A 24,451-nucleotide genomic window follows, 5' to 3' on the forward strand; every position below is an offset into this window, starting at 1 on the left:
TGACGCGGCAGCCGCGCCGCGGGTTCACCCCTGACTTGTCGGTCCGCGGGAGCCGGCCGGTTCCCGCCGCGGCCACGAAGGCGTCAGCTGTCGGGAACCGGCGACGCCTCGTCACCGGCGACCCTGCCGTAGTCGTTGTGGGTGCGGTACTCCTCGGTGAACCGGCCCGAGGCCCAGCGGTACGTGATCACGTTCTCGCCGGACGGACTCGACACCGGGTCGCCCTTCTCGTACACCTGCTTGGTCACCACCAGGTCGCCGCGGTCGATCTCCGCGTAGACCGGCGGCTCCTCCGCCTTGAACACATTCTCGTACGAGCCGCCCTGCTCGCGATACACGTACGAGCCGACCCCCACCGCGTCGCCGCAGGTCAGCACGTTGACGACGACGTCGTCCGCAGCTCCGCCGGTGAGGTTGCCGTACGACACGTCCACCGGGTACTCGTCGGCGACGCACGGCTTCAGGTCCCGCTTGACCTCCGCCGAGACCTTCGGGTCGTCCTTGATCAGCCGTACGGCGTTCACCCGGTCCGGTGTCGTCGACGGCGCCGCCGACGGTGGGGCGCCCGCGACCGAGTCGGAGTGGGCCGGGCCCTCGTCGCGGGTGCCCGTGCCGCCGGTGGCGCAGGCCGACGCGAAAAGGCCGAGGGCGGCGAGCACGGCCGTCGCCGTGATCGCCGCCTGGGTGGCACCCCACCCCGCTGTGGCCCCCGCGCTGTCCGCCCTGGTAGCTAGGCCGCGCACCGCTCCCGCTCCTCACGCTCCAGCGCGCGTGCGTCCAGATCGCGGGCCTGAAGCTCCTCGCGGAGCCGGGCGAGCGCCCGGTGCAGCGTGCTCTTGACCGTTCCCGCCGACATGCCGAGGGCGGCGGCGGTCTCCTCCGTGGACATCTGCTCCCAGTGTCGCAGCACGACCACGCTGCGCTGCTTGGGGGCGAGGACCTTCATCACGTCCATCAGCAGGGCGCGGTCCGCGTGCTGCTCGGTGGAGTCGTCGACCGAGGCGTCCGGGAGCTGCTCGGTCGGCACCTCCTCCAGCTTGCGGGCCCGCCACCACTCCGTCCGGGTGTTGATCATGACGCGGCGCAGGTAGGCGTCGGCCAGCCGCTTGTCCTCTATGGTCTCCCAGCGCCCGTACGTCCGTACCAGCGCGGTCTGCAGCAGGTCCTGCGCGTCCACCGGGTCCGGGACCAGCCGCCGGGCGCTGCGCAGCAGCGCGTCCTGCCGGGTGCGGACGTACTCCTCGAACTCGAGCACCTCGCCCTGCGCCATGTCCAACCGCCTCCATCCCCGTTGACCGGCGCGTCCCTGCCGCCGGGTTCTGCTCTTCCGTGGTGATGGAGAAGAAGCTACGGAGGGCTTGTCACGGCGCTGTCCGAGCCAGCGCGCGACTAGCACTCGGCTGTGCGTCGGTTGTGTAACAGCCGTCAGATCTGGGTAAGGGCGGCGGGCGATTCGGGTCGGTACGCTGCGGTTTGCCCGGACGGTCACGTCAACGGCAGCCGATACAAACCACCCGTCAGTGGCTCGACGAGCCCGTCGGCGACCAGACCGTCCAGGGCGCGGGCGCGCTGCACCGGTTCGTGCCACACCCGGTCCAGCGCCGCCTGCGGCACCGGGCCGTGCGCCTCCCGCAGCACGGCGAGCAGCCGGCCCCGCACCTGGCGGTCCGTGCCCGCGTACGTCTGCCCGCGGCGCGGCGGGCCGTCGTGCGCGGGCTTGCCCGCCAGCCGCCAGGCGCACCGGCCGGCGATCGGGCAGCGGTGGCACGACTCGTTCTTCGCGGTGCACACCAGCGCGCCCAGCTCCATGGAGGCGGCGGCCCAGCGCGCGGCCGTCCCCTCGTCCTCGGGCAGCAGCGCCCGGGCCAGCTTCCGCTCGGCGGCGGTGGTGGCGTTCGGCGGGTACTGCACGCCGGTGACGGCCCGGGCCAGCACCCGGCGCACGTTGGTGTCGAGCACCGGGTGCCGCTGCCCGTACGCGAAGGAGGCGACGGCCGCCGCCGTGTACTCGCCGATGCCGGGCAGCGCGAGCAGCTGGGCGTGGTCGGCCGGTACGTCGCCGCCGTGCCGTTCCGTTATGGCGACCGCGGCGCCGTGCAGCCGCAGCGCGCGGCGCGGGTAGCCGAGCCGGCCCCAGGCCCGTACGGCCTCGCCGGGGGCCTCCTTGGCGAGGTCGGCGGGGCGCGGCCAGCGGGCCAGCCACTGCTCGTAGACCGGCAGGACCCGGTTCACCGGGGTCTGCTGCAGCATGAACTCACTGACCATCACCCCCCAGGCGCCGGCCTCGGGGCGCCGCCACGGCAGGTCACGGGCGTGCTCGTCGAACCAGTCGATGACCGGGCCGTGCAGCGGCTCGGCGCGGAGGCTGTCGGGGACGGAGCCGGCGGGAAGGCCGGGCGAGGGTTTCGTGGGCGCAGTCATGACCTCTCGATCCTGCCATGAGGGAGCGGTCGTACGGGGGAACCGCCACCCCCGGGCACGACGCACCCCTGACGATCGGCAGCGTGCCGGCCTCGCACCCGCTCGCAGGGTGGGGCGGGTGGAACGCCCCCGTCAGGCCCGGCTCCCGCGCGTGGTCCGTCTCTTACTGCCCGGCGCTCGGGGTGGCGCGCTGCCGCTCGGGCTGCGGTGGTGGCGTTCGCGGCCGTCGCGGCCGTCGGTCTGGTGAGGTGCGCGCCGGTCGGGGCGGGGCCGGCCCCGGAGCGGTTCGTGCTGACCGGCACGCTGCTCTTCGGCTGTGTGCTGCCCGGCTGGGCGGCCGGTACGGGCGAGAGCCCGGCCCAAGTCGTCGCCCGGGCGGCCGAGTCGGGCCTGCTGGTGGGCAACGGGCCGGTCACCGGGCAGAGTTCCCGCCGTCCTCCCGCCGTCCGGCGCAGGATCGGCCCGCGCGGCCGTCGCGCCGCCGTGACTGCCGCGGGCGGCACCTTCGCGGCGGGGGCGCACGGGGAGGGCTTCCGGGTACCGGCGTACGTCCCCGACCGTGTCTCCGGCTTGCGGGCCGCCGCACCCGGCCCCGCGCACCACCTCGCGGGCACCCTTCGCCTGGTCCGTACCACCGCCGGGAGCCGAGTGCCGCTGCTCCCGCACCAGCGGTGAACTCTTCCTCTCCGTCGACCACTTCACACTGTGCTCACGTGGCCGGCGCGGCGGGCTCACCACCAGCCGAGGGACCAAGTCGGGCTGTTCCGCGCGAAGTCGGTCACGGACGGTAGGCGACGGGCCGTGACGGTCACATGCTGCGATCGGCAGGGGCCGCACCCGACGAAAGACAGGGGTGACAAGGCGGTTTCCGGGATGATGATCCGGAAAAGTTGTGGTCTCAGCGGCGGGTGGGACAAGCGAACGCGCCGATCTCTCGTACAGTTTCCGCCGTGGGATCTCTGCGCAATCCGGTCGGGCCGCTTCCCTCCTCCATCTACTGGCGACGGAGGATCGTACTGCTGTCCGTGGTCGCCCTGTTGGCGCTGCTGATCACGTGGATCGTCACCTCCGGCGGCGGAGGCGGCGGGGACCGCGGCAACGGTGCCAACGGAAAGAATCCCGCGCCGTCGATCACCCCCGGCCCGTCCAGCTCGGGCCCCGCGATCAGCCAGGCGCCGGGCGGGCGCGACGATTCCGGGAGCGGTTCGGGCGGCGGCTCGTCGTCCGGGTCCGGTTCGGACGACGGCAACGGAGACGGTGCCGGATCCGGCTCGGGGGGCTCCGGCGGTGCCGGCGGGTCGGACGGTTCCGGCACCGGCGGCAGCGGTTCCGGGGGCGGTGCGGGCGGCGGCACCGGTGTCGGCGCGGGCGACGCGCTCCCGGCCGGCTCCACACTGCCCAACTGCACCGCGAGCGTGGTCAAGTTCAGCCTGCGCAGCCAGCGCAACACCTACGAGCCCGGTCAGACGCCTACGTTCCTGCTGACCGCGCGCAACACCTCCGGTCACGACTGCAAGGTCGATCTCGGGCCGAAGAACACGGTGGTGACGATCACTCAGGCCGACGACGACAAGGAGCTGTGGTCGTCGGCGGACTGCCCCGAGGGGGCGGGCAGCCTGGTGTTCCGGGTGCCCGCGGACAGCGGCATCACGTACACCGTGAAGTGGGACCGCAAGCGCAGCGCCCCGCAGTGCGCGACGCCCCCGGCGGGGTCGGCCGGGGCCGGGACCTACCTGGTGGAGGCGAAGACCCCGGGCTTCACCAAGCTGCGGACGTCGTTCGTGCTGGAGGACGACTAGCCGGGTGCCGTCGCACGGGCGGCTCCTCGTCTAGACGTACCGCTCCAGGATCGACGACTCCGCCAGCCGCGACAGCCCCTCCCGGACGCTGCGCGCCCGGGCCTCGCCCACGCCGTCCACCGTCTGGAGGTCGTCCACGCTGGCGGCGAGCAGCTTCTGCAGGCCGCCGAAGTGCTCCACCAGGCGGTCGATGATCGCGCCCGGCAGCCTCGGCACCTTGGCCAGGAGCCGGAAGCCGCGTGGGGAGACGGCCGAGTCGAGGGTCTCAGGGGAGCCGGTGTAGCCCAGGGCACGGGCGACCGTCGGCAGTTCGAGGAGTTCCGCGTGGGAGAGCGCGTCGAGCTCGGCCAGCGCCTCCTCGACCGTGCGGGACCGCTTGGCGGTGGGCTCGGGGACGTAGTCCCGCACGACCAGTTCCCGCTCGGGCTCGACACCGGCGATCAGCTCGTCCAGCTGGAGGGCGAGCAGCCGGCCGTCCGTGCCCAGCTCCACCACGTACTCGGCGATCTCGGTGGCGATGCGGCGCACCATCTCCAGGCGCTGGGCGACCGCCGAGACGTCCCGGACGGTGACCAGGTCCTCGATCTCCAGCGCCGACAGCGTTCCCGCGACCTCGTCGAGGCGGAGCTTGTAGCGCTCCAGGGTCGCCAGGGCCTGGTTGGCGCGGGACAGGATCGCCGCCGAGTCCTCCAGGACGCGGCGCTGGCCGTCCACGTACAGCGCGATCAGCCGCATCGACTGGGAGACCGAGACGACCGGGAAGCCGACCTGCTTGGAGACCCGGTCCGCCGTGCGGTGCCGGGTGCCGGTCTCCTCCGTGGGGATCGTCGCGTCCGGCACGAACTGCACGCCCGCCCTGAGGATCTTGGACAGGTCCGAGGACAGCACGATGCCGCCGTCGAGCTTGCACAGCTCGCGCAGCCGGGTCGCGGTGAACTCGACGTCCAGGACGAAACCGCCGGTGCACATCGCCTCGACGGTCTTGTCCGAGCCGAGCACGATCAGTCCGCCGGTGTTGCCGCGGAGCACGCGCTCCAGGCCGTCACGCAGGGGAGTGCCGGGCGCCACAGCGCTCAGCGAGGCGCGCATCAGGCCATCGGAACCGGCACTCCCACCGGACTTTCCGGGAGCTGCTGCCCGGTCGTTGGCTGCCACTGCACTCCTCCGGTCGCAGGTTCTGGGGCGCTCCCGTGTCGCACACTTCGTTCGTACGGACGGGCGAGACCAGGGCAAAGTCTACCGGCGGTCCTCCGCGTCCCGTGGGGCCTCTCGGCGACGGGAGCGCGGGAGGACCCGCAGGGCGTCCCCTATGTCCGCGACTTCCAGCACCTTCATGCCCGACGGGATCTTGCCCGGGTCGCCCGGCACGAGGGCGTGCGTGAAGCCCAGCCGGTGGGCTTCGGCCAGCCGGCGCTGGACGCCCGTGACCCGTCTGACCTCGCCCGCGAGGCCGACCTCGCCGATCGCGACGAGGTTCTTGGGCAGGGGGGTGTCGCTGGCCGCGGACGCCAGGGCGAGGGCGACGGCCAGGTCGGCGGCGGGCTCGGAGAGCCTCACACCGCCGACCGTCGCGGAGTAGATGTCCCGTTTGCCCAAAGCGCTGATTCTGCCCCGCTGTTCCAGGACCGCGAGCATCATCGAGACGCGGGAGGTCTCCAGACCCGAGGTGGTGCGGCGCGGGCTGGGGATCTGCGAGTCGACCGTGAGGGCCTGCACTTCGGCGACCAGCGGGCGGCGGCCCTCCAGGGTGACGGTCAGGCAGGTGCCGGGGACCGGTTCGTCACGCCGTGTCAGGAAAAGTCCGCTCGGGTCGGCGAGACCGACGATGCCCTCGTCGTGCAGTTCGAAGCAGCCGACCTCGTCGGTGGTGCCGTAGCGGTTCTTCACGCCGCGCACCAGGCGCAGGCGCGCGTGCCGGTCGCCCTCGAAGTGCAGGACCACGTCCACCAGGTGCTCCAGCAGACGCGGGCCCGCGATCGCGCCGTCCTTGGTGACATGTCCCACAAGCAGCGTGGACATGCCGCGCTCCTTGGAGGCCCGGATGAGCGCCCCGGCGACCTCCCGCACCTGTGCCATGCCGCCGGGGGCGCCGTCGATCTCCGGGGAGGCCACCGTCTGCACCGAGTCGAGGATCAGCAGCGACGGCTTGACCGCGTCCAGATGCCCGAGCACGGCCGCGAGGTCCGTCTCGGCCGCGAGGTACAGGTGGTCGTCGATGGCGCCGATCCGGTCGGCCCGCAGCCGCACCTGGCTCGCCGACTCCTCACCCGTGACGTACAGGGTCCGGTGCTCCTCGCTCGCCGACTTGGCGGCCACGTCCAGCAGCAGCGTCGACTTGCCGACCCCGGGCTCGCCCGCCACGAGCACCACGGCGCCGGGCACCAGTCCGCCCCCGAGCACCCGGTCCAGCTCCGGCACACCGGTGGAACGCGCGGTGGCCTGCCGCCCGTCGACCTGCCCGATGGGCAGCGCGGAGGTGGTGACCCGCCCGGGCGTCGTCGTACGCACCGCGGGCGCGCCGTACTCCTCGATCGTGCCCCACGCCTGGCACTCGGGGCAGCGGCCGAGCCACTTGGCCGTCTGCCAGCCGCACTCCGTGCAGCGGTAGGACGGACGCTCCTTGGTGGACCTGGTACGGGCAGCCATGCACGAAACCGTAGCCTGCGCCACTGACAGCGTGCCCCCGTCGGGCGGACGGTGTGGGGTGCCGGCCGGCCGAGGGGGCAGGTGCGCCACCTTCCGCCACGTCCCGCCACGGGCGGAAGGAAACGTTCATGTCCCCGATTGAGGGATCGTTTCACCCGTACGGATTAAAAGTGCGCAACGCACCCGAAGGGCCCACCCCCGGCCCCCTACGGTCGCCGGATGATGAGCAGCAGTCCGGAGACCCCGACCCGTACGACCCGTACGACCGGTACGGCCGGCGCGCACCGGGTGGGCAGGGAGGCGCGCGACCGCACCGCCGCGCGCACCCTGGTGCAGCGGCCCCCCACCCGCTACGAGCCGTACCTGGACGGCCTGTTCACCTACTGCCTGTCCGTGCTGTGCGACCACGACGCGGCGACCGCCGCCCTGGGCGACGTCCTCGCGCTGGCCGAGCGCCGCGGCCGGCACGTGCCCGACGCACCCGCGGACCGCAGGGCCTGGCTGTACGCGCTGGCCCGCTGGGCGTGCCTGCGCAAGCTGGCCGAGGCCAAGCAGAAACGTCATGCCACCCACGCGGCGGGCCGCACCGACCGGCGGCGCGCCGACCGGCCGGCCGATCCGCCGGTGTCCGAGGAGGTACAGGAGCGGCGCCGGCGCGAACTGGCACTGCTCGCCTGGCCGGAGGCCGCCGGCACCACCCCGGAGCAGCGCGAGGCGCTCGAGCTCGCGGTGCGCCACCACCTCGCCGCCGAGGAGGTCGCCGCCGTCCTCGGCATGGACGCGGCCGCCGCCCGGGAACTGCTCGCCTCCGCCGCCTGCGAGGTGGAACGCACCCGCGCCGCCCTGGCCGTGGTCGAGACCGGCGCCTGCCCGAGCGTGGCGCACCTCACCGGGGACAACCGGTTCGTGCTCAGCGCGGCCCTGCGCCGTGAACTCGTGCGGCACGTCGACGACTGTCCCCGGTGCCGCCGCACCGCCGGGCGCGCGATCCCCGGCCGCTGGCCCGGCACCAGCGTCACACCCGCCGAGCTGCCCGTCCTCCCGGCGCCCCGCGCGGAGCTGCACGTCGCGATGGCGCACCACGCGCGCGTGCGGCGCGCCGCGCCCCGCTTCGACCGGCGCGGCTTCCCGGTGGACCCCAAGGACCACGCGGCCCGAAGAGACCGCCTACGCGCGCGTGCCGTGACCACGACCGTGGTCGCCACGGTCGTCGCGGCCCCGGTGCTGGCCCTGTGGGCCGCCTACCGGGGCACACCGGTGGGTGAGGGCCAGGACGGCCCGGCGGCCTCCGCGCGCCAGGCGGACGACCCGGCCGGCCTCGACGGCGAGATGGCCGGCGGCGGCTACCAGAACGCGGGCAACGCCCGCACCGAGCCCGGCGCCCGCTTCGGCAGGAACGGCAGGTCGAAGAGCGACGTGTCCGTCGAGGTGCTCAGCGTCGGGGCGGCCCCCGGGAAGGGCGCGGCCCGGCTGGAGGTCACGGCGGGCCACGACGGCGACACCACGCTGATCACCCTGACCGCGACGGGCTCCGGACCGGTCCACTGGTCCGCCTCCACCCGGGCCGACTGGCTCTACTTCAGCCAGGCGTCGGGAACCCTCCGGCCCGGCGAGTCGTTGACGATCAAGGTGTACGTGGACTATCTGCGCGAGCCGTCCGGCCCCTGGAGCGCGCACGTGGCGATCGCACCCGCCGGCACCGTCGTCTCCATCGACGGCTACGGCACGGCTCCCAGCCCCTCCCGCCCGGACCCCCGTCCGACCTTCCCCGCCGACCCGCCCCCGGACCGGCCGGATCCGGCCCCCACGGCCTCGGCCCCCGCCGACCCGCCCGACCCGGCCCCGAGCGACCCGCCTCCCTCGTCGCCCGCCCCCGACCCCACGCCCACGACGTCCGCGCCCACCGACCCGGTGAGCTCGCCGCCGCCCGGCGACAGCGGCGACCCGAGCCCGTCCACGTCGTAGGACAGACCGGTAGGACAGGCCCGTAGGACAGGCCCGTAGGACAGGCCGGTGGCACAGGCCGTACGGCGGGCGTGCTCAGTCGACGGGATCCGCCGGATGCGGAGCCAGCAGCGGCAGCTGCGAGGTCAGCCGCTCCTCGCACAGCTCGACCAGACGGTCGTAGCCGGCCTTGCCCATCAGCTCGGTCAGCTCCGCCCGGTAGGAGAGGTACACCGGCTCGCCCGCGCCGTGCGCCGAGGTCGCCGAGGTGCACCACCAGTGCAGGTCGTGGCCGCCCGGACCCCAGCCGCGGCGGTCGTACTCACCGATCGACACCTGCAGGACGCGGGTGTCGTCGGGCCGGTCGATCCACTCGTAGGTCCGCCGGATCGGCAGCTGCCAGCACACGTCCGGCTTGGTCTCCAGCGGCTCGCGGCCCTCCCGCAGCGCCAGGATGTGCAGCGAGCAGCCCATGCCGCCGGGGAACCCGGGCCGGTTCTGGAAGATGCAGGAGCCCTGGTAGGGGCGGGTCTGGCGCTCGCCGTCCTCGTCCTGGGAGACCCAGCCGTTCCTGGTGCCCTCGGCGTGGTGCTGCCAGATGTCGGGCGTGAGCCTCGCCACATGCTCCGCGACCCGCTTCTCGTCGTCCTCGTCGGAGAAGTGGGCGCCCAGCGTGCAGCACCCGTCCTCCGCGCGGCCCGCCTGGATGCCCTGGCAGCCGCTGCCGAAGATGCAGTTCCAGCGGGAGGTCAGCCAGGTCAGATCGCAGCGGAACACCTGCTCGTCGTCCGCCGGATCAGGGAACTCCACCCACGCGCGAGCGAAGTCGAGGCCCTTCTCGTCGTCCACCGGCGCCTTCCCCGACGTCCCGGGAGCTTTCGCCTGCGAAGAACCCCTGGCCGCTTTGTCCTTCTTGGCGGCCTTGGTCGCCTTCTCGTCCTTCGCCTTTTTCGTCTTTGGCACGCGACCAGGGTATGACGCCCGCGGCCCCTTTCGGACCCCCTCCCGGACGGGCACCGAAGGCAGCGAACGCCCCTGCTGGCAGTACCGTGCCCTCCATGAGACTCGGTGTCCTCGACGTGGGATCGAACACGGTGCATCTGCTGGTGGTGGACGCGCACCCCGGCGCGCGCCCGCTGCCCGCGCACTCGCACAAGGCGGAACTGCGCCTGGCCCAGCTCCTCGACGACGACGGCGCGATCGGTCCCGAGGGGGTCGACAAACTCGTCTCGGTCGTCCACGAGGCCCTCCAGGCCGCCGAGGACAAGGGCGTCGAGGACCTCCTGCCGTTCGCCACCTCCGCCGTACGGGAGGCCGGCAACGCCGACGACGTCCTCGCCCGCGTGCGCGAGGAGACCGGCGTCGAGCTGCAGGTCCTCACCGGCGAGGAGGAGGCCCGGCTCACCTTCCTCGCCGCCCGCCGCTGGTTCGGCTGGTCGGCCGGGAAGCTGCTCGTCCTCGACATCGGCGGCGGCTCCCTGGAGATCGCCTACGGCCTGGACGAGGACCCCGACGCCGCCGTGTCCCTGCCGCTGGGCGCCGGCCGTCTCACCGCCGCCTGGCTGCCCGGCGACCCGCCCGACCCGGACGACGTCCGCGCCCTGCGCCGCCATGTCCGTACCGAGATCGCCCGTACGGTCGGGGAGTTCAGCCGCTTCGGCACCCCCGACCATGTCGTGGCCACGTCCAAGACGTTCCGGCAGCTGGCCCGGATAGGCGGCGCGGCCCGCTCCGCGGAGGGCCTGTACGTCCAGCGCGAGCTCAAGCGCCAGTCCCTGGAGTCCTGGGTCCCGCGCCTCGCCGGCATGACCGCGGCGGAGCGCACGGAGCTCCCCGGGGTCTCCGAGGGCAGGGCCGGCCAGCTCCTGGCCGGTGCCCTGGTCGCGGAGGCGGCGATGGACCTGTTCGGCGTGGACCGGGCGGAGATCTGCCCCTGGGCGCTGCGGGAGGGCGTCATCCTGCGGCGCCTCGACCACATGGTGTCGGGGTAGGCCCACCCGCACGGCAGCGCCCGCGATACGCCCTATGGCAAACACCACAACGGCGAAGAGGAACCCCTCGTAGGCCCGACCCGACCCCGTAACCTGTCCCTCGTGGCAGAACCAAGGGACGTTGTCCGCATCCCGGATGCGAAGGTCGCCCTGTCGACGGCCTCCGTCTATCCGGAGTCCACGGCGACGGCCTTCGAGATCGCCGCGCGCCTCGGGTACGACGGTGTCGAGGTCATGGTCTGGACGGACCCGGTCAGCCAGGACATGGAGGCCCTGCGCCGCCTCTCCGACTACCACGGCATCCCGGTCCTCGCCGTCCACGCCCCCTGCCTGCTGATCACCCAGCGCGTGTGGTCGACGGACCCTTGGACCAAGCTCCAGCGCGCCCGGGCGGCGGCCGAGAAGCTCGGGGCGTCCACGGTGGTCGTGCACCCCCCGTTCCGCTGGCAGCGGCAGTACGCCCGCGACTTCGTGGCCGGGATCTGGCGGATGGCGAACGAGACGGACGTTCGGTTCGCCGTCGAGAACATGTACCCCTGGCGCTACCGCGACCGCGAGATGCTCGCGTACGCCCCCGACTGGGACGTGACCAAGGACGACTACCGGCACTTCACGATCGACCTCAGCCACACCGCCACGGCCCGCACCGACGCGCTCGACATGATCGACCGCATGGGCGACCGGCTCGGCCATGTGCACCTCGCCGACGGCCGCGGCTCGGCCAAGGACGAGCACCTGGTGCCCGGCCGCGGCACCCAGCCCTGCGCCGAGGTGCTGGAACGTCTCGCCTTGAACGGTTTCGACGGCCATGTCGTCATCGAGGTCAACACCCGCCGCGCCATGTCCAGCGCGGAACGGGAGGCCGACCTGGCCGAGGCTCTGGCCTTCGCCCGCCTGCACCTGGCCTCGGCGGCGCGGGTATCACGGCCATGACCGGGACGACCTCGCCACAGGGGCCGGGGTCCCCGGCCCCCGGCGACCGGGCGCTCCCACCGGGCGCGGAGCCAGGCGGCCCGGCTTCCTCGACCTCGGCCGACCCGGCCGCTCCGGCTCCCGGTGACCCGGGGCGTACGCAGCGGGCGGAGCCGGGCGGTCCGGTTACTCCGGCTTCCGGCGCCCGGAGGCTTGCGCCGGGTGCGAAGCCGGGTGACCCGGCTTCCTCGACCTCGGCCGACCCGGCCGCTCCGGCTCCCGGTGGCCCGGGGCGTGCCCAGCGGGCGGAGCCGGGCGGCCCGGTTGCTCCGGCTTCCGGCGACCGGGGGTTTGCGCCGGGTGCGGAGCCGGGTGACCCGGCTTCCTCGGCTTCGGGTGACCCGGCCGCTCCGGCTCCCGGCGACCCGGGGCGTACGCAGCGAGCGGAGTTGGGCGACCCGGGCGCTCCGGCCACCGGTGGCCCAGGGCGTACACCGCGAGCAGAGTCGGCCGACCCCGTCGCTCCGCCCCCCGGTGACCCGGGGCGTGCCCAGCAAGCAGAGCCGGCCGAGCCTGTCGCTCCTGCCCCCCGCCGCCGGGGCCGTCCGTCGCGGGCGGAGTCGGATGGCCCGGGGTCCCCGGCCCCCCGCCGCCGGGGCCGTCCGCCGCGGGCGGAGTCCGGGGACACCCGGGACCGCATCCTGGCCGCGGCCCGCGAGGAGTTCTCCGAGCGTGGCTACGAGAAGACCTCCGTACGCGGTATCGCCAAGGCCGCCGGTGTCGACTCCGCGCTGGTCCACCACTACTTCGGCACCAAGGAACAGGTCTTCGAGGCGGCCGTCGAGGTCGCCATGGCACCCGCGTTCACGGCCCGGGACGCGGTCCTTCAGGGCCCGCTGGAGGGCACCGGCGAGCGGCTGGCCCGCATGTTCTTCGGCCTGTGGGAGAACCCGGCGACCCGCGCCCCGCTGCTCGCGGTGGTCCGCTCCGCCGTCAACAACGAGGCCGCCGCCGCCGTCTTCCGCCGCCTGGTCTCCACCCAGATGCTGCGCCGCCTCGCCGGTCAGCTCGGCCTGCCGGACGCCGAGCTGCGCGCCGAGCTGGCCGCCGCGCAACTGGTCGGGATCGCGATGATCCGCTACGTCATCAGGGTCGAGCCGCTGGCGTCGGCGGACGTGGAGGAGATCATCGCCCGGGTCGCGCCGGTGGTGCAGGGGCACCTGACCAACCCCTGAGCCAGGCAACTGAGACACGTGTCCCGTATTCCGGACACCGCGTCCCGACCCCTGGATGACCGGCGTACGCTCGTGAACAGTCAGACATCTGTCGGAGCACCGCGCGCTCCGGCAGGACTCTCCGAAGGAGCGAGCGACGATGCCCGAGCTGAGGTCCCGCACAGTCACCCACGGCCGCAACATGGCGGGCGCCCGCGCCCTGATGCGCGCCTCCGGTGTACCCGGTGCGGACATCGGGCGCAAGCCGATCATCGCCGTCGCCAACAGCTTCACGGAGTTCGTGCCCGGCCACACCCACCTGGCCCCGGTCGGCCGGATCGTCAGCGAGGCGGTCAAGGAGGCCGGCGGCATCCCGCGCGAGTTCAACACCATCGCCGTGGACGACGGCATCGCGATGGGCCACGGCGGCATGCTGTACTCCCTGCCCTCCCGCGACCTGATCGCGGACAGCGTGGAGTACATGGTCGAGGCACACCGCGCCGACGCCCTGATCTGCATCTCCAACTGCGACAAGATCACCCCGGGCATGCTCAACGCGGCCCTGCGCCTGAACATCCCGACGGTGTTCGTCTCCGGCGGCCCCATGGAGGCCGGCCGCGCCACCCTCGTCGACGGCACGGTCCGCACGCTCGACCTGATCGACGCCATGGTCGAGGCCGCCAACGACCAGGTCTCCGACGCCGACGTCCTGCGCATCGAGGAGAACGCCTGCCCGACCTGCGGCTCCTGTTCCGGCATGTTCACCGCCAACTCGATGAACTGCCTGACCGAGGCCATCGGCCTCTCCCTGCCCGGCAACGGCTCGGTGCTGGCCACCCACACGGCCCGCAAGCAGCTGTACGTCAACGCGGCCCGCACGGTCATGGACCTCACCCGCCGCTACTACGAGCAGGACGACGACTCGGTCCTGCCCCGCAACATCGCCACCTTCGCCGCGTTCCAGAACGCCATGGCCCTCGACATCGCGATGGGCGGCTCCACCAACACGATCCTGCACCTGCTGGCCGCCGCCCAGGAGGCGGGCGTCCCGTTCGGCCTGACCGAGATCGACGAGCTCTCCCGCCGCGTGCCGTGCCTGGCGAAGGTCGCGCCGAACGTGGCCAAGACCCGTACGTACTACATGGAGGACGTGCACCGCGCCGGCGGCATCCCCGCCCTGCTCGGCGAACTGCACCGCGCGGGCCTGCTCAACGAGGACGTCCACTCCGTGCACAGCCCGTCCCTGAGCGACTGGCTGAAGACCTGGGACATCCGCGGCGGTTCCCCGTCCCCCGAGGCCGTCGAGCTGTGGCACGCGGCCCCCGGCTGCAAGCGCTCCGCCGAGGCCTTCTCCCAGTCCGAGCGCTGGGAGTCCCTCGACGAGGACGCCGAGAACGGCTGCATCCGCTCCGCCGAGCACGCGTACTCCAAGGACGGCGGCCTCGCGGTGCTGCGCGGCAACCTCGCCGTCGACGGCTGTGTGGTCAAGACGGCCGGTGTCGACGAGTCGATCTGGACCTTCGAGGGCCCGGCGGTCGTCTGCGAGTCGCAGGAGGAGGCCGTCGAGAAGATCCTCACCAAGCAGGTCAAGGAGGGCGACGTCGTCGTCATCCGCTACGAGGGCCCCAAGGGCGGCCCGGGCATGCAGGAGATGCTCTACCCGACCTCGTACCTGAAGAGCCGCGGCCTGGGCAAGGCCTGCGCCCTGATCACCGACGGCCGTTTCTCCGGCGGCACCTCCGGCCTGTCCATCGGCCACGCCTCCCCGGAGGCGGCCTCCGGCGGCACGATCGCCCTGGTCGAGGACGGCGACCGCATCCGCATCGACATCCCGAACCGCTCGATCGAGCTCCTCGTCGACGACGCCGAGCTGGCCCGCCGCGAGCAGGCCCTGAACGGCGTGTACGCGCCCAAGAACCGCGACCGCAAGGTCTCGGCCGCGCTGCGCGCCTACGCGGCGATGGCGACCAGCGCGGACAAGGGCGCCGTGCGCGACGTGACCAAGCTGGGCTGAGCCCGGGGCCTGAGGGCCGCTTCCCCTCGCGGGGGAGTGGCCCTTTGCCGTACAGGCGGGCGAGCCGTGGAACGAGGTCCCGTACCGGCTACCAGTGCGACGGATCGCGTCCGTCCACGGCGAAGACGGTGCCGTCGGGGGCGGAGGCGTAGACCCGGTCGCCGACGATCAGGGGCTGGGGCAGCGCCGCCGCCACCCGGTCCGCGTGCCCGCCGAGCCGCGGCGGGGTCTGGCCGAGCAGCTTGCCCGCGCGGGCGTCGACGGCCAGCAGCCGTCCGTCCGGGGCGGTGACGTACACATGCCGGCCGTCCGCGGCGGGCGTCGAGGCCCGGGTCACGGACAGCTCCAGACGCCACAGCTGCCGGCCGGCCCGCAGGTCGACCGCCACCAGCGAGCCGCCGCCCCCCATGAGGTGGACGACATCACCGCGTACGGTGCCGTGGGCCTGCTCCACCGGGACCGGCAGGGCGACCTCCCGCACCGCGCCGCTGCCCGGGGTGTAGCGGACCACCGCCTTGGCCCGCCCGTACACCGCGTCGGCCGAGGTGAAGAACACCGACCCGCCCGCCGTGCCGACCGGGTCCAGGGTGCCGCGCAGCCGGGCGTCCCACCGCACGTCCCCCGTGCGCGGGTCCACCGCCGTGACGCGGGTGCCCGTCCCGTCGGCGGACGGGCTCACGGCGTACGCCAGCGGGTCCCCGGCGAACGTGGAGAAGTACGGCATCGCCTGCCCGGGCACCCGGCGGCTCCACCTGCTCTCGCCCGTGGCGCTGTCCACACCGGTGACCGTTCCGTCCGTGCCGGTGAGCAGGAGCATGCCCCCGGCGCTCGCCAGGCCGTTGTACCCGGGCAGGTCCCGCCGCCAGCGCACCGTGCCCGAGGCGGGATCGAGCGCTTCCCTGCGGCGGACCTGCTCGGGCGCGGGCTGGACCAACCCGCCCGACAGGACGGGCGGTCCGCTCACGACCGCCCGGGCGGTGGAGTGCCGCCACACCACATGGCCGTCGGCCGGATCCAGGGCCACGACCTGCCCGGACTGCGCACACAACAGCCTGCCCCGGCCGTACGAGCACTGCGGCGTGCTCTCCTTGGACCCCGGCACGCTCGCCCACGCGTCGAAGACGGCCGCCTCGGTGCGCGGACTGCTTCCCGGCGCCGAGCTCGCACCGGCGAACACCTGCACCGACACCAGCACACCGGCGACCGCCAGACCCAACGCCCCGGCACCGAGCGCCACACGCCGGCCCGTACGCCTCCTGGCCCGCCGCTCCGGCTGCTCCCGCCGCTCCGGCCGCTCGGCGGCAGGCGGGGCCTGCGCGACCCGTGCCGCCCCCGCGTCCCGCGGGTCCTGCTGGGCTTCCGGCTCCGCCCCCTCGTCCCCCGTCGGCGCGTCGCCCGTCCCTGGCGCCGGCAGGAAGACCTGGGTGTCGTACGAGGCCGCCACCGACCGCAGCTGCCGCATCAACTCATCGGCTGAGGGCCGCTGTTCGGGCTCCTTGGCGAGGCACCGCAGGACCAGCGGCGCGAGCTCCTCCGGTACGCCGGTCAGGTCGGGCTCGTCGTGCACGACCTGGTAGGCGACGACGTACGGGCTGTCGGAGTCGAACGGCCCGCGTCCGGTCGCCGCGTGCACCGTCACGGACCCCAGCGCGAAGATGTCCGCGGCGGGCCCGACCTCCCGTGGCCGGCGGAACTGCTCGGGTGCCATGAAGGGCGGCGTGCCGATCAACTTGCCCGTCTCGGTGCGCAGTTCGCTGTCCTTGGGCCGCGAGATGCCGAAGTCGATGACCCTCGGCCCGTCCTCGGCGAGCAGCACGTTGCTCGGCTTGAGATCCCGGTGCACGACGCCGACACGGTGGATGTCGCGCAGCGCCTCCGCCAGCCCGGCCATCAGCCGGCGCACCGCGGCCGGATCCATGGGGCCGTTCCGCTTCACGTGGTCGGACAGGGTCGGACCCGGGATGAACAGCGTGGCCATCCAGGGCCGCTCGGCCTCCGGGTCGGCGTCCACGACCGGCGCGGTGAAGGCCCCGCTGACCCGCCGGGCCGCGGCCACCTCCTGCCGGAACCGTCCCCTGAACTCGGGGTCCCTGGCGAACTGCGGGTGCACGACCTTCACCGCGAGCTTCATCCCCGAGGTGCTCCGGGCCAGGTGCACCACGCCCATGCCGCCCGAGCCCAGACGGGACTCCAGGCGGTAGTGACCGGCGTACTCCGGAAGTTCCGCTTCCACGCCCGCTCCGGTGTTCCGCTGCGGCGCCATGGAACCACCCCCGTGCTGTTCGTCCGCGCGCGCGACGCTCGGAGCCTAGTCGATGACGCGTACGGGACCGAGGCGGCTTGCTAGCCTCCGTGTGCGACGTACGCATATGTGTTTCCATGCGTGCTTCAGGGGAATCAACGGAACCCCATGGCCGTCATGGGGAGCAACGGGGGGAGTACACATGTCGGTTCACCGTGTCGAAAAAGTCGCGGACAGAGTCGGAGCCGAGGCGGTCGCGGACCGGCCGGAGGCGGTCGTCTCGGCCGTGGAGACCACGGCCCTGCGGTACTACTCGGTGGCGCCGGGCTACCGCGTCAACGTCCGCAGCGGCCCCGGCACCGACTACCGCGTCGTCCGCGTCCTGCCGGAGGGCGCGAGGGTCCCGATCTACTGCCAGACACCGGGCACGAGGGTCACGGGCCCGTACGGCACGAGCAGCATCTGGGACAGCATCGACAGCGGCGAGTACATCTCGGACGCGTACGTGAACACGGGCAGCGACGGCTACGTCAGCCCGCGCTGCGGCTGAACCTGGACGCGTCCCCACCGGGGATGCCCTCCGAGCGGGTTCCGGCGCGGAACCCGCTCGGAGTCCCTGCCGAGCCACGCGGAAACCTGCGTGGCACCGGCGAGACCCACGCACGTGCCCGTGCCGCCGCCGGAGCCATAATCGAGCCGTGAGCGACGACACCGGCACCCCGGACACCCCCGCGGCCCCCGCGCCCTCCACCGGGCCGCGTCCGGAACCGCTCCGCTTCTTCGGCACGACCTGGGTGCACCACGACGGCGGCTACACCGCCCGCCGCATCGGTGTCGCCGTCGGCTCCCTCGCCGCCGCGGCCGCCGCCTGCCTCGTCCTGCGGCTCGCCTACCAGGGCCTGCGGATCGCCGCCGTCGGCGGTTTCGTCACGCTCCTCATGATCGTGATGTTCGCGCTCTGCAGCGCACTCGCCTTCCGGCACACCTGGGACGGCTTCTCGCGCCGCCCCGACCCCGAACGCCAGGCCTCCCTGCGCGGCCTGCTGGCCGTCGGCTTCACCGGCTCCCTCCTCGCGTACTTCTTCCGCTCCCTCATGGAGGCTCCGGGCGAGAAGCTGCACCGCGAGGAGTACGAGGCGGCCCGCGAGCTCCACGAGAAGCGCGCCACCCGCCGCTCGGGCAACCCGGCGAGGGCGAAGAAGCGCCGCCGCTCCTGATCCGGCGTTTGTCCCGGAAGCGACCCGGCGTTCTTCCGGACGGCGACGTCTCCGTACACCCCCCGCTTGACGCCTCCCCTCTGTCGGCGCACTATTCATCACATGATGAATTACGATTCCGGCCCACCCCTCAGGGCGGCGGACCCCGCCGGCACCCCCACCGACGACCCCCCAGCCGTCCACGCCGAAGACCTGACCGTCACGCGAGGCTCCCGCACCGTCCTGCGCGACCTGAGCTTCACCGTCCCCCGCGGCCAGATCACCGGCCTCCTCGGCCCCTCAGGCTGCGGCAAGTCGACCCTCATGCGCGCCATCGTCGGCACCCAGGCCAAGGTCACCGGCACCCTGGACGTCCTCGGCCGCCCCGCCGGCCACCCCACCCTGCGCACCCGCGTCGGCTACGTCACCCAGGCGCCCTCCGTCTACGACGACCTGACGGTCCGCCAGAACCTCGACTACTTCGCCGCCATACTCGACCCCGGCCGCGCGGCGGCCGACCGCCGCCACGAACACGTCACCCGCGCGATCACCGACGTCGACCTCACCAGCCACGCCGACGACCTGGCCGGCACCCTCTCCGGCGGCCAGCGCAGCCGCGTCTCCCTCGCCGTCGCCCTGCTCGGCACCCCGGAACTCCTCGTCCTCGACGAGCCCACCGTCGGCCTGGACCCGGTCCTGCGCCGCGACCTGTGGCACCTCTTCCACGACATCGCGGCCACCCGCGGCGCCACCCTCCTCATCTCCTCGCACGTCATGGACGAGGCCGAACGCTGCCACCGCCTCCTCCTCATGCGCGAGGGCCGGATCCTCGCCGACGACACCCCCGAGGCCCTGCGCACCCGCACCCGCACCGACACCGTCGAGGCGGCCTTCCTGCACCTGGTCGACGAGGCCACCGCACCATCCCGCACGAAGGAGACCACGTCATGACCACCACGGCACCGGCACCGACGCCCCCGCCCACCGCGACGAGCGCCCTCCACCCCGCCCGCACCACGGCCACCGCCGCCCGGGTCCTGCGCCAGCTGCGCCACGACCCGCGCACCATCGCGTTGATGATCCTCATCCCCTGCGTGATGCTGCTCCTGCTGCGCTACGTCTTCGACGGCAGCCCGCGCACCTTCGACACCATCGGCGCCTCCCTCCTGGGCATCTTCCCGCTGATCACGATGTTCCTGGTCACCTCCATCGCCACCCTGCGCGAACGCACCTCGGGCACCCTCGAACGCCTTCTCGCCCTGCCCCTGGGCAAAGGCGACCTCATCGCCGGCTACGCCCTCGCCTTCGGCACCCTCGCGATCATCCAGTCGGCCCTCGCCACCGGCCTGGCCCTGTGGGTCCTCGGCCTCGACGTCACGGGCAGCCCCTGGCTGCTGCTCCTGGTCGCCCTGCTCGACGCCCTCCTCGGCACCGCCCTCGGCCTGTTCGTGTCGGCCTTCGCGGCCTCCGAGTTCCAGGCGGTCCAGTTCATGCCGGCCGTGATCTTCCCCCAGCTCCTCCTGTGCGGCCTGTTCACCCCGCGCGACACCATGCACCCGGTCCTGGAGGCCCTCTCCGACGCCCTCCCCATGTCCTACGCGGTCGACGGCATGAACCAGGTCCTCCACCACACCGACATGACCGCCGACTTCGTCCGCGACGCCCTGGTCGTGGCCGGCTGCGCCCTGCTGGTGCTGACCCTCGGCGCGGCGACCCTCCGACGCCGTACCACCTAGCCCCAGCCGCCGGCCTTCGTACGACACCGGCTCCCGGCCCCCGCCACCCCCACCGTCCCGCCCACCGGACACGCCACCCCGTACGCCCCCGCCAGTGCGAGGATGAACCCGGACGACGCAACCCCCGGAGGGCACCCCCAGCCATGACCCAGAAAGTCGCAGTCCTCGGCACCGGCAAGATCGGCGAAGCCCTGCTCAGCGGAATGATCCGAGCCGGCTGGGCCCCGTCCGACCTCCTGGTCACCGCCCGCCGCCAGGAACGGGCCGACGAACTCCGCACCCGCTACGGCGTCACCCCGGTCACCAACCCGGAAGCCGCCAAGACCGCCGACACCCTGATCCTCACGGTCAAGCCGCAGGACATGGGCACCCTCCTCGACGAACTCGCCCCGCACGTCCCCGCCGACCGCCTGGTCATCAGCGGAGCCGCCGGCATCACCACCTCCTTCATCGAGGACCGCCTGGCCGCTGGCACCCCGGTCGTCCGCGTCATGACGAACACCCCCGCCCTCGTCGACGAGGCCATGTCCGTCATCTCCGCCGGCAGCCACGCCAGCGAAGCCGACCTCGCCCACGCCGAGGAGATCTTCGGCGCCGTCGGCAAGACCCTGCGCGTCCCCGAGACCCAGCAGGACGCCTGCACCGCCCTCTCCGGCTCCGGCCCGGCCTACTTCTTCTACCTGGTCGAAGCCATGACCGACGCCGGCATCCTGCTCGGCCTGCCCCGCGACAAGGCCCACGACCTGATCGTCCAGTCCGCGATCGGCGCGGCCACCATGCTCCGCGACAGCGGCGAACACCCGGTCAAGCTCCGCGAGAACGTCACCTCCCCCGCCGGCACCACCATCAGCGCCATCCGCGAACTGGAGAACCACGGCGTCCGGGCCGCCCTCATCGCCGCTCTCGAAGCCGCCCGCGACCGCAGCCGCGAACTGGCCTCCGGCAAGAAGGACTGACTGACCCCCGACCGCCCCGGGCGCGATCACCCGGCCGCGCCCACCACCTCCTCCGTCCGCACCACACGGGCGAACCCGCCCCCGTGCAACGAGACGGCGGCCGCCTGCGCGAGCTCCTCCGCGCTGCGCCGCCACCCGAACGGCCCCGCCAGGTCGAAGGTGTACGTCGCGTCGAGCGGGACCACCACGTCGTACCCGAGATTCCCGCCCATCCGGGCCGTCGTCTCGACACACATGTTGGTCTGGATCCCGACCACCACGAGCTGCGCGATCCCCTGCGCCTCCAGCCAGGCGCCGAGGTCCGGCGTCCCGTAGAAGGCCGAGTTCACCGTCTTCGTCACCAGCAGCTCGGCCCCCTCGCCCCCCTTCCCGCGCCGCCGCTCCACGTACTCCTTGAACGCGTTGCCCGCACACCCCGGCCGCAACGGCGACTGCGGCGTCACCGAGTCATGCCGTACGTAGACGACCGGACGGCCCGTCACCTGCCACACATCGATGAGCGAGGCAATGCGGTCATCGGCCCCGGGATTGTTCCGAGGTCCCCAGAAGCCGGTCTCCTCGAAGCCCTTCTGCACATCGACGACCACCAGCGCTGCGTTCTCCGCGATCTCCATGCCGAGGATCCTGCCGCCCCGGACGCCACCGCCCCAGAGGTACAGAAGTCAGCGATCGATGGTTTACTGCCAGCCATGAGCCGCCGTCCGTACCGCGTGGCCCTCGTCGCCTTCCCCGGCATCCGCGCCTTCGACGTCTCCGTCATCACCGAGGTATGGGGCGTCGACCGCACCGACCGCGGCGTCCCCGCCTTCGACCTGCGCCGCGTCGCCACCGACACCACCCCCGTCGCGCTGCGCGGCGGCCTCACCCTGCTGCCCGACCGCACTCTCACCTGGCTCTCCCGCGCCGACCTCATCCTCGTCCCCGGCCTCGACGACCACCTCACCCCCGCACCCGCCCCCGTCCTCGACGCCCTCCGCCGCGCCCACACCCGCGGCACCACCCTCGCCGCCCTGTGCGGCGGCGCCTTCACCCTCGCCCAGGCCGGCCTCCTCGACGGCCGCCGCGCGATCACCCACTGGAGCCTCGTCGACCTCCTGCGCGCACACCACCCCCGCGTCACCGTCGTCCCCGACGCCCTCTTCATCGAGGACGACGACATCTGGACCGCGGCCGGCACAGCCGCGGGCATCGACCTCTGCCTCCACCTGGTCCGCCGCGCCCACGGCGCCGAGGCCGCCGCCACCATCGCCCGCTCCATGGTCACGGCCCCCTTCCGCACCGGAACCCAGGCACAGTTCATCGAACACCCCACCCCCTGCGCGGACCGCGACGCCGACGCCCTGGCCGCCGTACGCGACTACGCCCTGCGCCACCTGCACGAACCGCTCACCGTCGCCGACCTGGCGACACGCGCGGGCATGTCCTCGCGCACCTTCGCCCGCCACTTCACGGCGGCGACCGGCACCACGCCGCTGCGCTGGCTCCTCGACCAGCGCGTCGCGGCCGCGCAGAAGCTCCTGGAACGCACCGACCTCCCCATGCCCGAGGTCGCCCGCCGGGCCGGCTTCGGCAGCGAGGTCACGATGCGCCAGCACTTCGCCTCGCGCCTCGCCACCAGCCCCCGCGCCTACCGGGCCGCGTTCAGCGCGGCACCCGTATCCGACCCCGCCGGCAGCAACCCGATCGCGCGATAGGCGGCATCCACCGTGGGCCGCGCCATGGCCCGCGCCCGCTCCGCACCATCCCGCAGCACCCCCTCCACATAGCCGGGATCAGCGCACAACTCCCTGTGCCTGGCCTGCACGGGCCTGAGCAGTTCGACCACGGCCTGCGCGGTGTCCGCCTTCAAAGCGCCGTACGACTCGTATACGTCCGACAGGTCCGCGGGGTTCCCGCCCGTGCACGCCGCGAGGATCTCCAGCAGGTTCGCCACACCCGGCCGGGCCGCACGGTCGTACACGACCCCCCGCCCGCTGTCGGTCACGGCCCGCATGACCTTCCTGCGCACCACGTCCGGCTCGTCCAGCAGATAGACGATCCCCGACCCGACGTCCTCGCTCTTGCCCATCTTCGACGACGGGTCCTGCAGATTCATCACCCGCGCCGCCACCGTCGGCACCGTGGCCCGAGGCACCACGAACGTGTGCCCGTACCGCTGGTTGAACCGCACGGCCAGATCCCGGGTCAGCTCCACGTGCTGCGCCTGGTCGTCCCCCACGGGCACCTCGTGCGCCCCGTACGCCAGGATGTCCGCCGCCATCAGCACCGGGTACGTCAGCAACGACAGCCGCACGCTCCCGCCCCGCGCCCGCTCCCGCGCGGCCTTCTCCTTGTACTGGATCATCCGCCGCATCTCACCGTCGGTCGCCACGCACTCCAGCAGGTACGACAGCCGCGCGTGCTCGTCCACATGACTCTGCACGAACACCGTGCACCGTTGCGGATCCAGTCCGGCCGCCAGCAGCAGCGTTGCCGCCTGCCGGCTCAGCCTGCGCACCCGCGCCGGATCGTGGTCGACGGTGAGGGCGTGCAGATCGACGATGCAGAAGAGTGCGTCCGCCCGGTGCTGGTCGACCGCGACCCACTGCCGCATGGCCCCCAGGTAGTTCCCCAGCGTCAGGTGCCCGGTCGGCTTGATCCCGCTGAAGACTCGCGTCATCCCTGTTCCACCTCCTGGTCGGGACCGCCGCTCCGGCGGGCCGCCCCTCAGGACCTCAGGAGGGAGAAACGCGAACGGCCGCCGAAGCGGCGGCCGTTGTGCGCATACGTGAGGACGGCCGCCGTCAGGCGGCCCACCACTGCCGGGTGCACGTACGCGTCGTCATGGGCCCCAGAGTACGTCCCTGGAGTGCCGTCCGCACCGCGGTTGACACGTACCCGCCCGCTCCGTAGTGTTCTCCGGGTTGTCCGACGTGAGCGCCGACTCCGGTCGGTCCCCGGGCAGCCATTCCGCAGTACCAACCACCACTCGACGACAGTCGCTCTGTCTGCCGTCGTGTCATTGGCATGCGTATTCGCGGAATGAGGAATCCCCGTTCGAAAGAACGCGGCCCCCGATTAGCTCGGGAGCCGGGAATCCGCTAAAGTCTCACCTCGTCGGAACGGCCCAACCGCCGGGAAGACGAACCCCGCTGACTGGGAATCAGGCCCGAAAGGATCTGATAGAGTCGGAACCGCCGGAAAGGGAAACGCGGAAGCGGAAACCTGGAAAGCACCGAGGAAATCGGATCCGGAAAGATCTGATAGAGTCGGAAACACCGAAGGGAAGCGCCCGGAGGAAAGCCGCGAGAGAGTCTCTCGGGTGAGTACGAAGGAAGCGTCCGTTCCTTGAGAACTCAACAGCGTGCCAAAAGTCAACGCCAGATATGTTGATACCCCGT

The 24,451-nt window shown here is 73.0% G+C and carries 22 protein-coding genes; 13 read left to right on the top strand and 9 right to left on the bottom strand.

Annotated features, from left to right (window positions below; genetic code table 11):
- Positions 1 to 83: 83 nt before the first annotated feature.
- The 3 genes from AB0K80_RS12255 to AB0K80_RS12265 all read right to left on the bottom strand — a co-directional run bounded on the left by AB0K80_RS12255 (position 84) and on the right by AB0K80_RS12265 (position 2,421).
- Positions 84 to 743, bottom strand: a complete 660-nt coding sequence (locus AB0K80_RS12255; protein WP_365668515.1) for a hypothetical protein — start codon at positions 741 to 743, stop codon at positions 84 to 86.
- Positions 731 to 1,270 (bottom strand): SigE family RNA polymerase sigma factor, encoded by a 540-nt coding sequence (locus tag AB0K80_RS12260; protein WP_365668517.1) that lies wholly within the window; start codon positions 1,268 to 1,270, stop codon positions 731 to 733. The genes AB0K80_RS12255 and AB0K80_RS12260 overlap by 13 nt, the downstream gene beginning before the upstream one ends.
- 215 nt (positions 1,271 to 1,485) lie before the next feature.
- Entirely contained in the window at positions 1,486 to 2,421 is a 936-nt protein-coding gene (locus AB0K80_RS12265; protein WP_365668519.1) for an A/G-specific adenine glycosylase, read from the bottom strand.
- A gap of 210 nt (positions 2,422 to 2,631) precedes the next feature.
- Between AB0K80_RS12265 and AB0K80_RS12270 the strand changes: the two genes are divergently transcribed.
- Both AB0K80_RS12270 and AB0K80_RS12275 read left to right on the top strand, forming a co-directional pair.
- The gene (locus AB0K80_RS12270; protein ID WP_365668521.1) at positions 2,632 to 3,096 is read left to right on the top strand and encodes a hypothetical protein; all 465 of its coding nucleotides are present in this window, start codon (positions 2,632 to 2,634) and stop codon (positions 3,094 to 3,096) included.
- A 275-nt stretch (positions 3,097 to 3,371) separates the two neighbouring features.
- Positions 3,372 to 4,220, top strand: coding sequence for a hypothetical protein (locus AB0K80_RS12275; RefSeq protein ID WP_365668523.1), 849 nt, complete (start codon positions 3,372 to 3,374; stop codon positions 4,218 to 4,220).
- Positions 4,221 to 4,250: 30 nt separating this feature from the next.
- Here AB0K80_RS12275 and disA read toward each other — a convergent pair whose 3' ends face one another.
- A complete protein-coding gene (disA, locus tag AB0K80_RS12280) occupies positions 4,251 to 5,375 on the bottom strand; it encodes a DNA integrity scanning diadenylate cyclase DisA (RefSeq protein ID WP_365668525.1) in 1,125 nt (374 codons plus the stop codon).
- 81 nt (positions 5,376 to 5,456) lie between these two features.
- The gene (radA, locus tag AB0K80_RS12285) at positions 5,457 to 6,866 is read right to left on the bottom strand and encodes a DNA repair protein RadA (protein WP_365668527.1); all 1,410 of its coding nucleotides are present in this window, start codon (positions 6,864 to 6,866) and stop codon (positions 5,457 to 5,459) included.
- Positions 6,867 to 7,085: 219 nt separating this feature from the next.
- Here radA and AB0K80_RS12290 point away from each other — a divergent pair, with 219 nt between their 5' ends.
- Complete coding sequence (locus tag AB0K80_RS12290; RefSeq protein ID WP_365668529.1) at positions 7,086 to 8,831, top strand: hypothetical protein; 1,746 nt, start codon at positions 7,086 to 7,088, stop codon at positions 8,829 to 8,831.
- A gap of 75 nt (positions 8,832 to 8,906) precedes the next feature.
- Here the strand turns inward: AB0K80_RS12290 and AB0K80_RS12295 are convergent, their stop codons facing one another.
- Entirely contained in the window at positions 8,907 to 9,773 is an 867-nt protein-coding gene (locus AB0K80_RS12295) for a hypothetical protein (RefSeq protein WP_365668531.1), read from the bottom strand.
- A gap of 95 nt (positions 9,774 to 9,868) precedes the next feature.
- On the opposite strand from AB0K80_RS12295, the gene AB0K80_RS12300 reads away from it, so the two are divergent.
- From AB0K80_RS12300 to ilvD, 4 genes are all read left to right on the top strand, one after another.
- Positions 9,869 to 10,801, top strand: a complete 933-nt coding sequence (locus AB0K80_RS12300; protein ID WP_365668533.1) for a Ppx/GppA phosphatase family protein — start codon at positions 9,869 to 9,871, stop codon at positions 10,799 to 10,801.
- 102 nt (positions 10,802 to 10,903) lie between these two features.
- A complete protein-coding gene (locus AB0K80_RS12305; RefSeq protein ID WP_365668534.1) occupies positions 10,904 to 11,734 on the top strand; it encodes a sugar phosphate isomerase/epimerase in 831 nt (276 codons plus the stop codon).
- A gap of 428 nt (positions 11,735 to 12,162) precedes the next feature.
- Positions 12,163 to 12,948, top strand: a complete 786-nt coding sequence (locus tag AB0K80_RS12310) for a TetR family transcriptional regulator (RefSeq protein WP_365668536.1) — start codon at positions 12,163 to 12,165, stop codon at positions 12,946 to 12,948.
- 139 nt (positions 12,949 to 13,087) lie between these two features.
- The gene (gene ilvD / locus AB0K80_RS12315) at positions 13,088 to 14,941 is read left to right on the top strand and encodes a dihydroxy-acid dehydratase (protein WP_365668538.1); all 1,854 of its coding nucleotides are present in this window, start codon (positions 13,088 to 13,090) and stop codon (positions 14,939 to 14,941) included.
- An 88-nt stretch (positions 14,942 to 15,029) separates the two neighbouring features.
- On the opposite strand, the gene AB0K80_RS12320 is transcribed toward ilvD, so the two are convergent.
- A complete protein-coding gene (locus tag AB0K80_RS12320; RefSeq protein WP_365668540.1) occupies positions 15,030 to 17,204 on the bottom strand; it encodes a serine/threonine-protein kinase in 2,175 nt (724 codons plus the stop codon).
- Between the two features lie 181 nt (positions 17,205 to 17,385).
- Here AB0K80_RS12320 and AB0K80_RS12325 point away from each other — a divergent pair, with 181 nt between their 5' ends.
- The 5 genes from AB0K80_RS12325 to proC all read left to right on the top strand — a co-directional run bounded on the left by AB0K80_RS12325 (position 17,386) and on the right by proC (position 21,071).
- A complete protein-coding gene (locus tag AB0K80_RS12325; RefSeq protein WP_365668542.1) occupies positions 17,386 to 17,733 on the top strand; it encodes an SH3 domain-containing protein in 348 nt (115 codons plus the stop codon).
- A 148-nt stretch (positions 17,734 to 17,881) separates the two neighbouring features.
- Positions 17,882 to 18,400 carry an EamA/RhaT family transporter gene (locus AB0K80_RS12330; RefSeq protein ID WP_365668544.1) on the top strand — a complete coding sequence of 173 codons (519 nt, stop codon included), beginning with the start codon at positions 17,882 to 17,884 and terminating at the stop codon, positions 18,398 to 18,400.
- A 102-nt stretch (positions 18,401 to 18,502) separates the two neighbouring features.
- On the top strand, positions 18,503 to 19,330 hold the full coding sequence (locus AB0K80_RS12335) for an ABC transporter ATP-binding protein (protein WP_365668546.1): 828 nt from the start codon (positions 18,503 to 18,505) through the stop codon (positions 19,328 to 19,330).
- Positions 19,327 to 20,115: an ABC transporter permease gene (locus tag AB0K80_RS12340; protein ID WP_365668548.1), complete on the top strand. Its 789-nt coding sequence runs from the start codon at positions 19,327 to 19,329 to the stop codon at positions 20,113 to 20,115. The genes AB0K80_RS12335 and AB0K80_RS12340 overlap by 4 nt, the downstream gene beginning before the upstream one ends.
- 143 nt (positions 20,116 to 20,258) lie before the next feature.
- Complete coding sequence (gene proC / locus AB0K80_RS12345) at positions 20,259 to 21,071, top strand: pyrroline-5-carboxylate reductase (RefSeq protein WP_365668550.1); 813 nt, start codon at positions 20,259 to 20,261, stop codon at positions 21,069 to 21,071.
- 26 nt (positions 21,072 to 21,097) lie between these two features.
- Here the strand turns inward: proC and AB0K80_RS12350 are convergent, their stop codons facing one another.
- Complete coding sequence (locus AB0K80_RS12350) at positions 21,098 to 21,685, bottom strand: cysteine hydrolase family protein (RefSeq protein ID WP_365668552.1); 588 nt, start codon at positions 21,683 to 21,685, stop codon at positions 21,098 to 21,100.
- Between the two features lie 75 nt (positions 21,686 to 21,760).
- Here AB0K80_RS12350 and AB0K80_RS12355 point away from each other — a divergent pair, with 75 nt between their 5' ends.
- Positions 21,761 to 22,765: a helix-turn-helix domain-containing protein gene (locus AB0K80_RS12355; RefSeq protein ID WP_365668554.1), complete on the top strand. Its 1,005-nt coding sequence runs from the start codon at positions 21,761 to 21,763 to the stop codon at positions 22,763 to 22,765.
- Here AB0K80_RS12355 and trpS read toward each other — a convergent pair.
- Positions 22,699 to 23,730: a tryptophan--tRNA ligase gene (gene trpS / locus AB0K80_RS12360; RefSeq protein ID WP_365668556.1), complete on the bottom strand. Its 1,032-nt coding sequence runs from the start codon at positions 23,728 to 23,730 to the stop codon at positions 22,699 to 22,701. The genes AB0K80_RS12355 and trpS overlap by 67 nt on opposite strands.
- Positions 23,731 to 24,451 lie beyond the last annotated feature (721 nt).

Source organism: Streptomyces sp. NPDC052682 (assembly GCF_040678435.1).
In the GTDB taxonomy this organism is placed as follows: domain Bacteria; phylum Actinomycetota; class Actinomycetes; order Streptomycetales; family Streptomycetaceae; genus Streptomyces.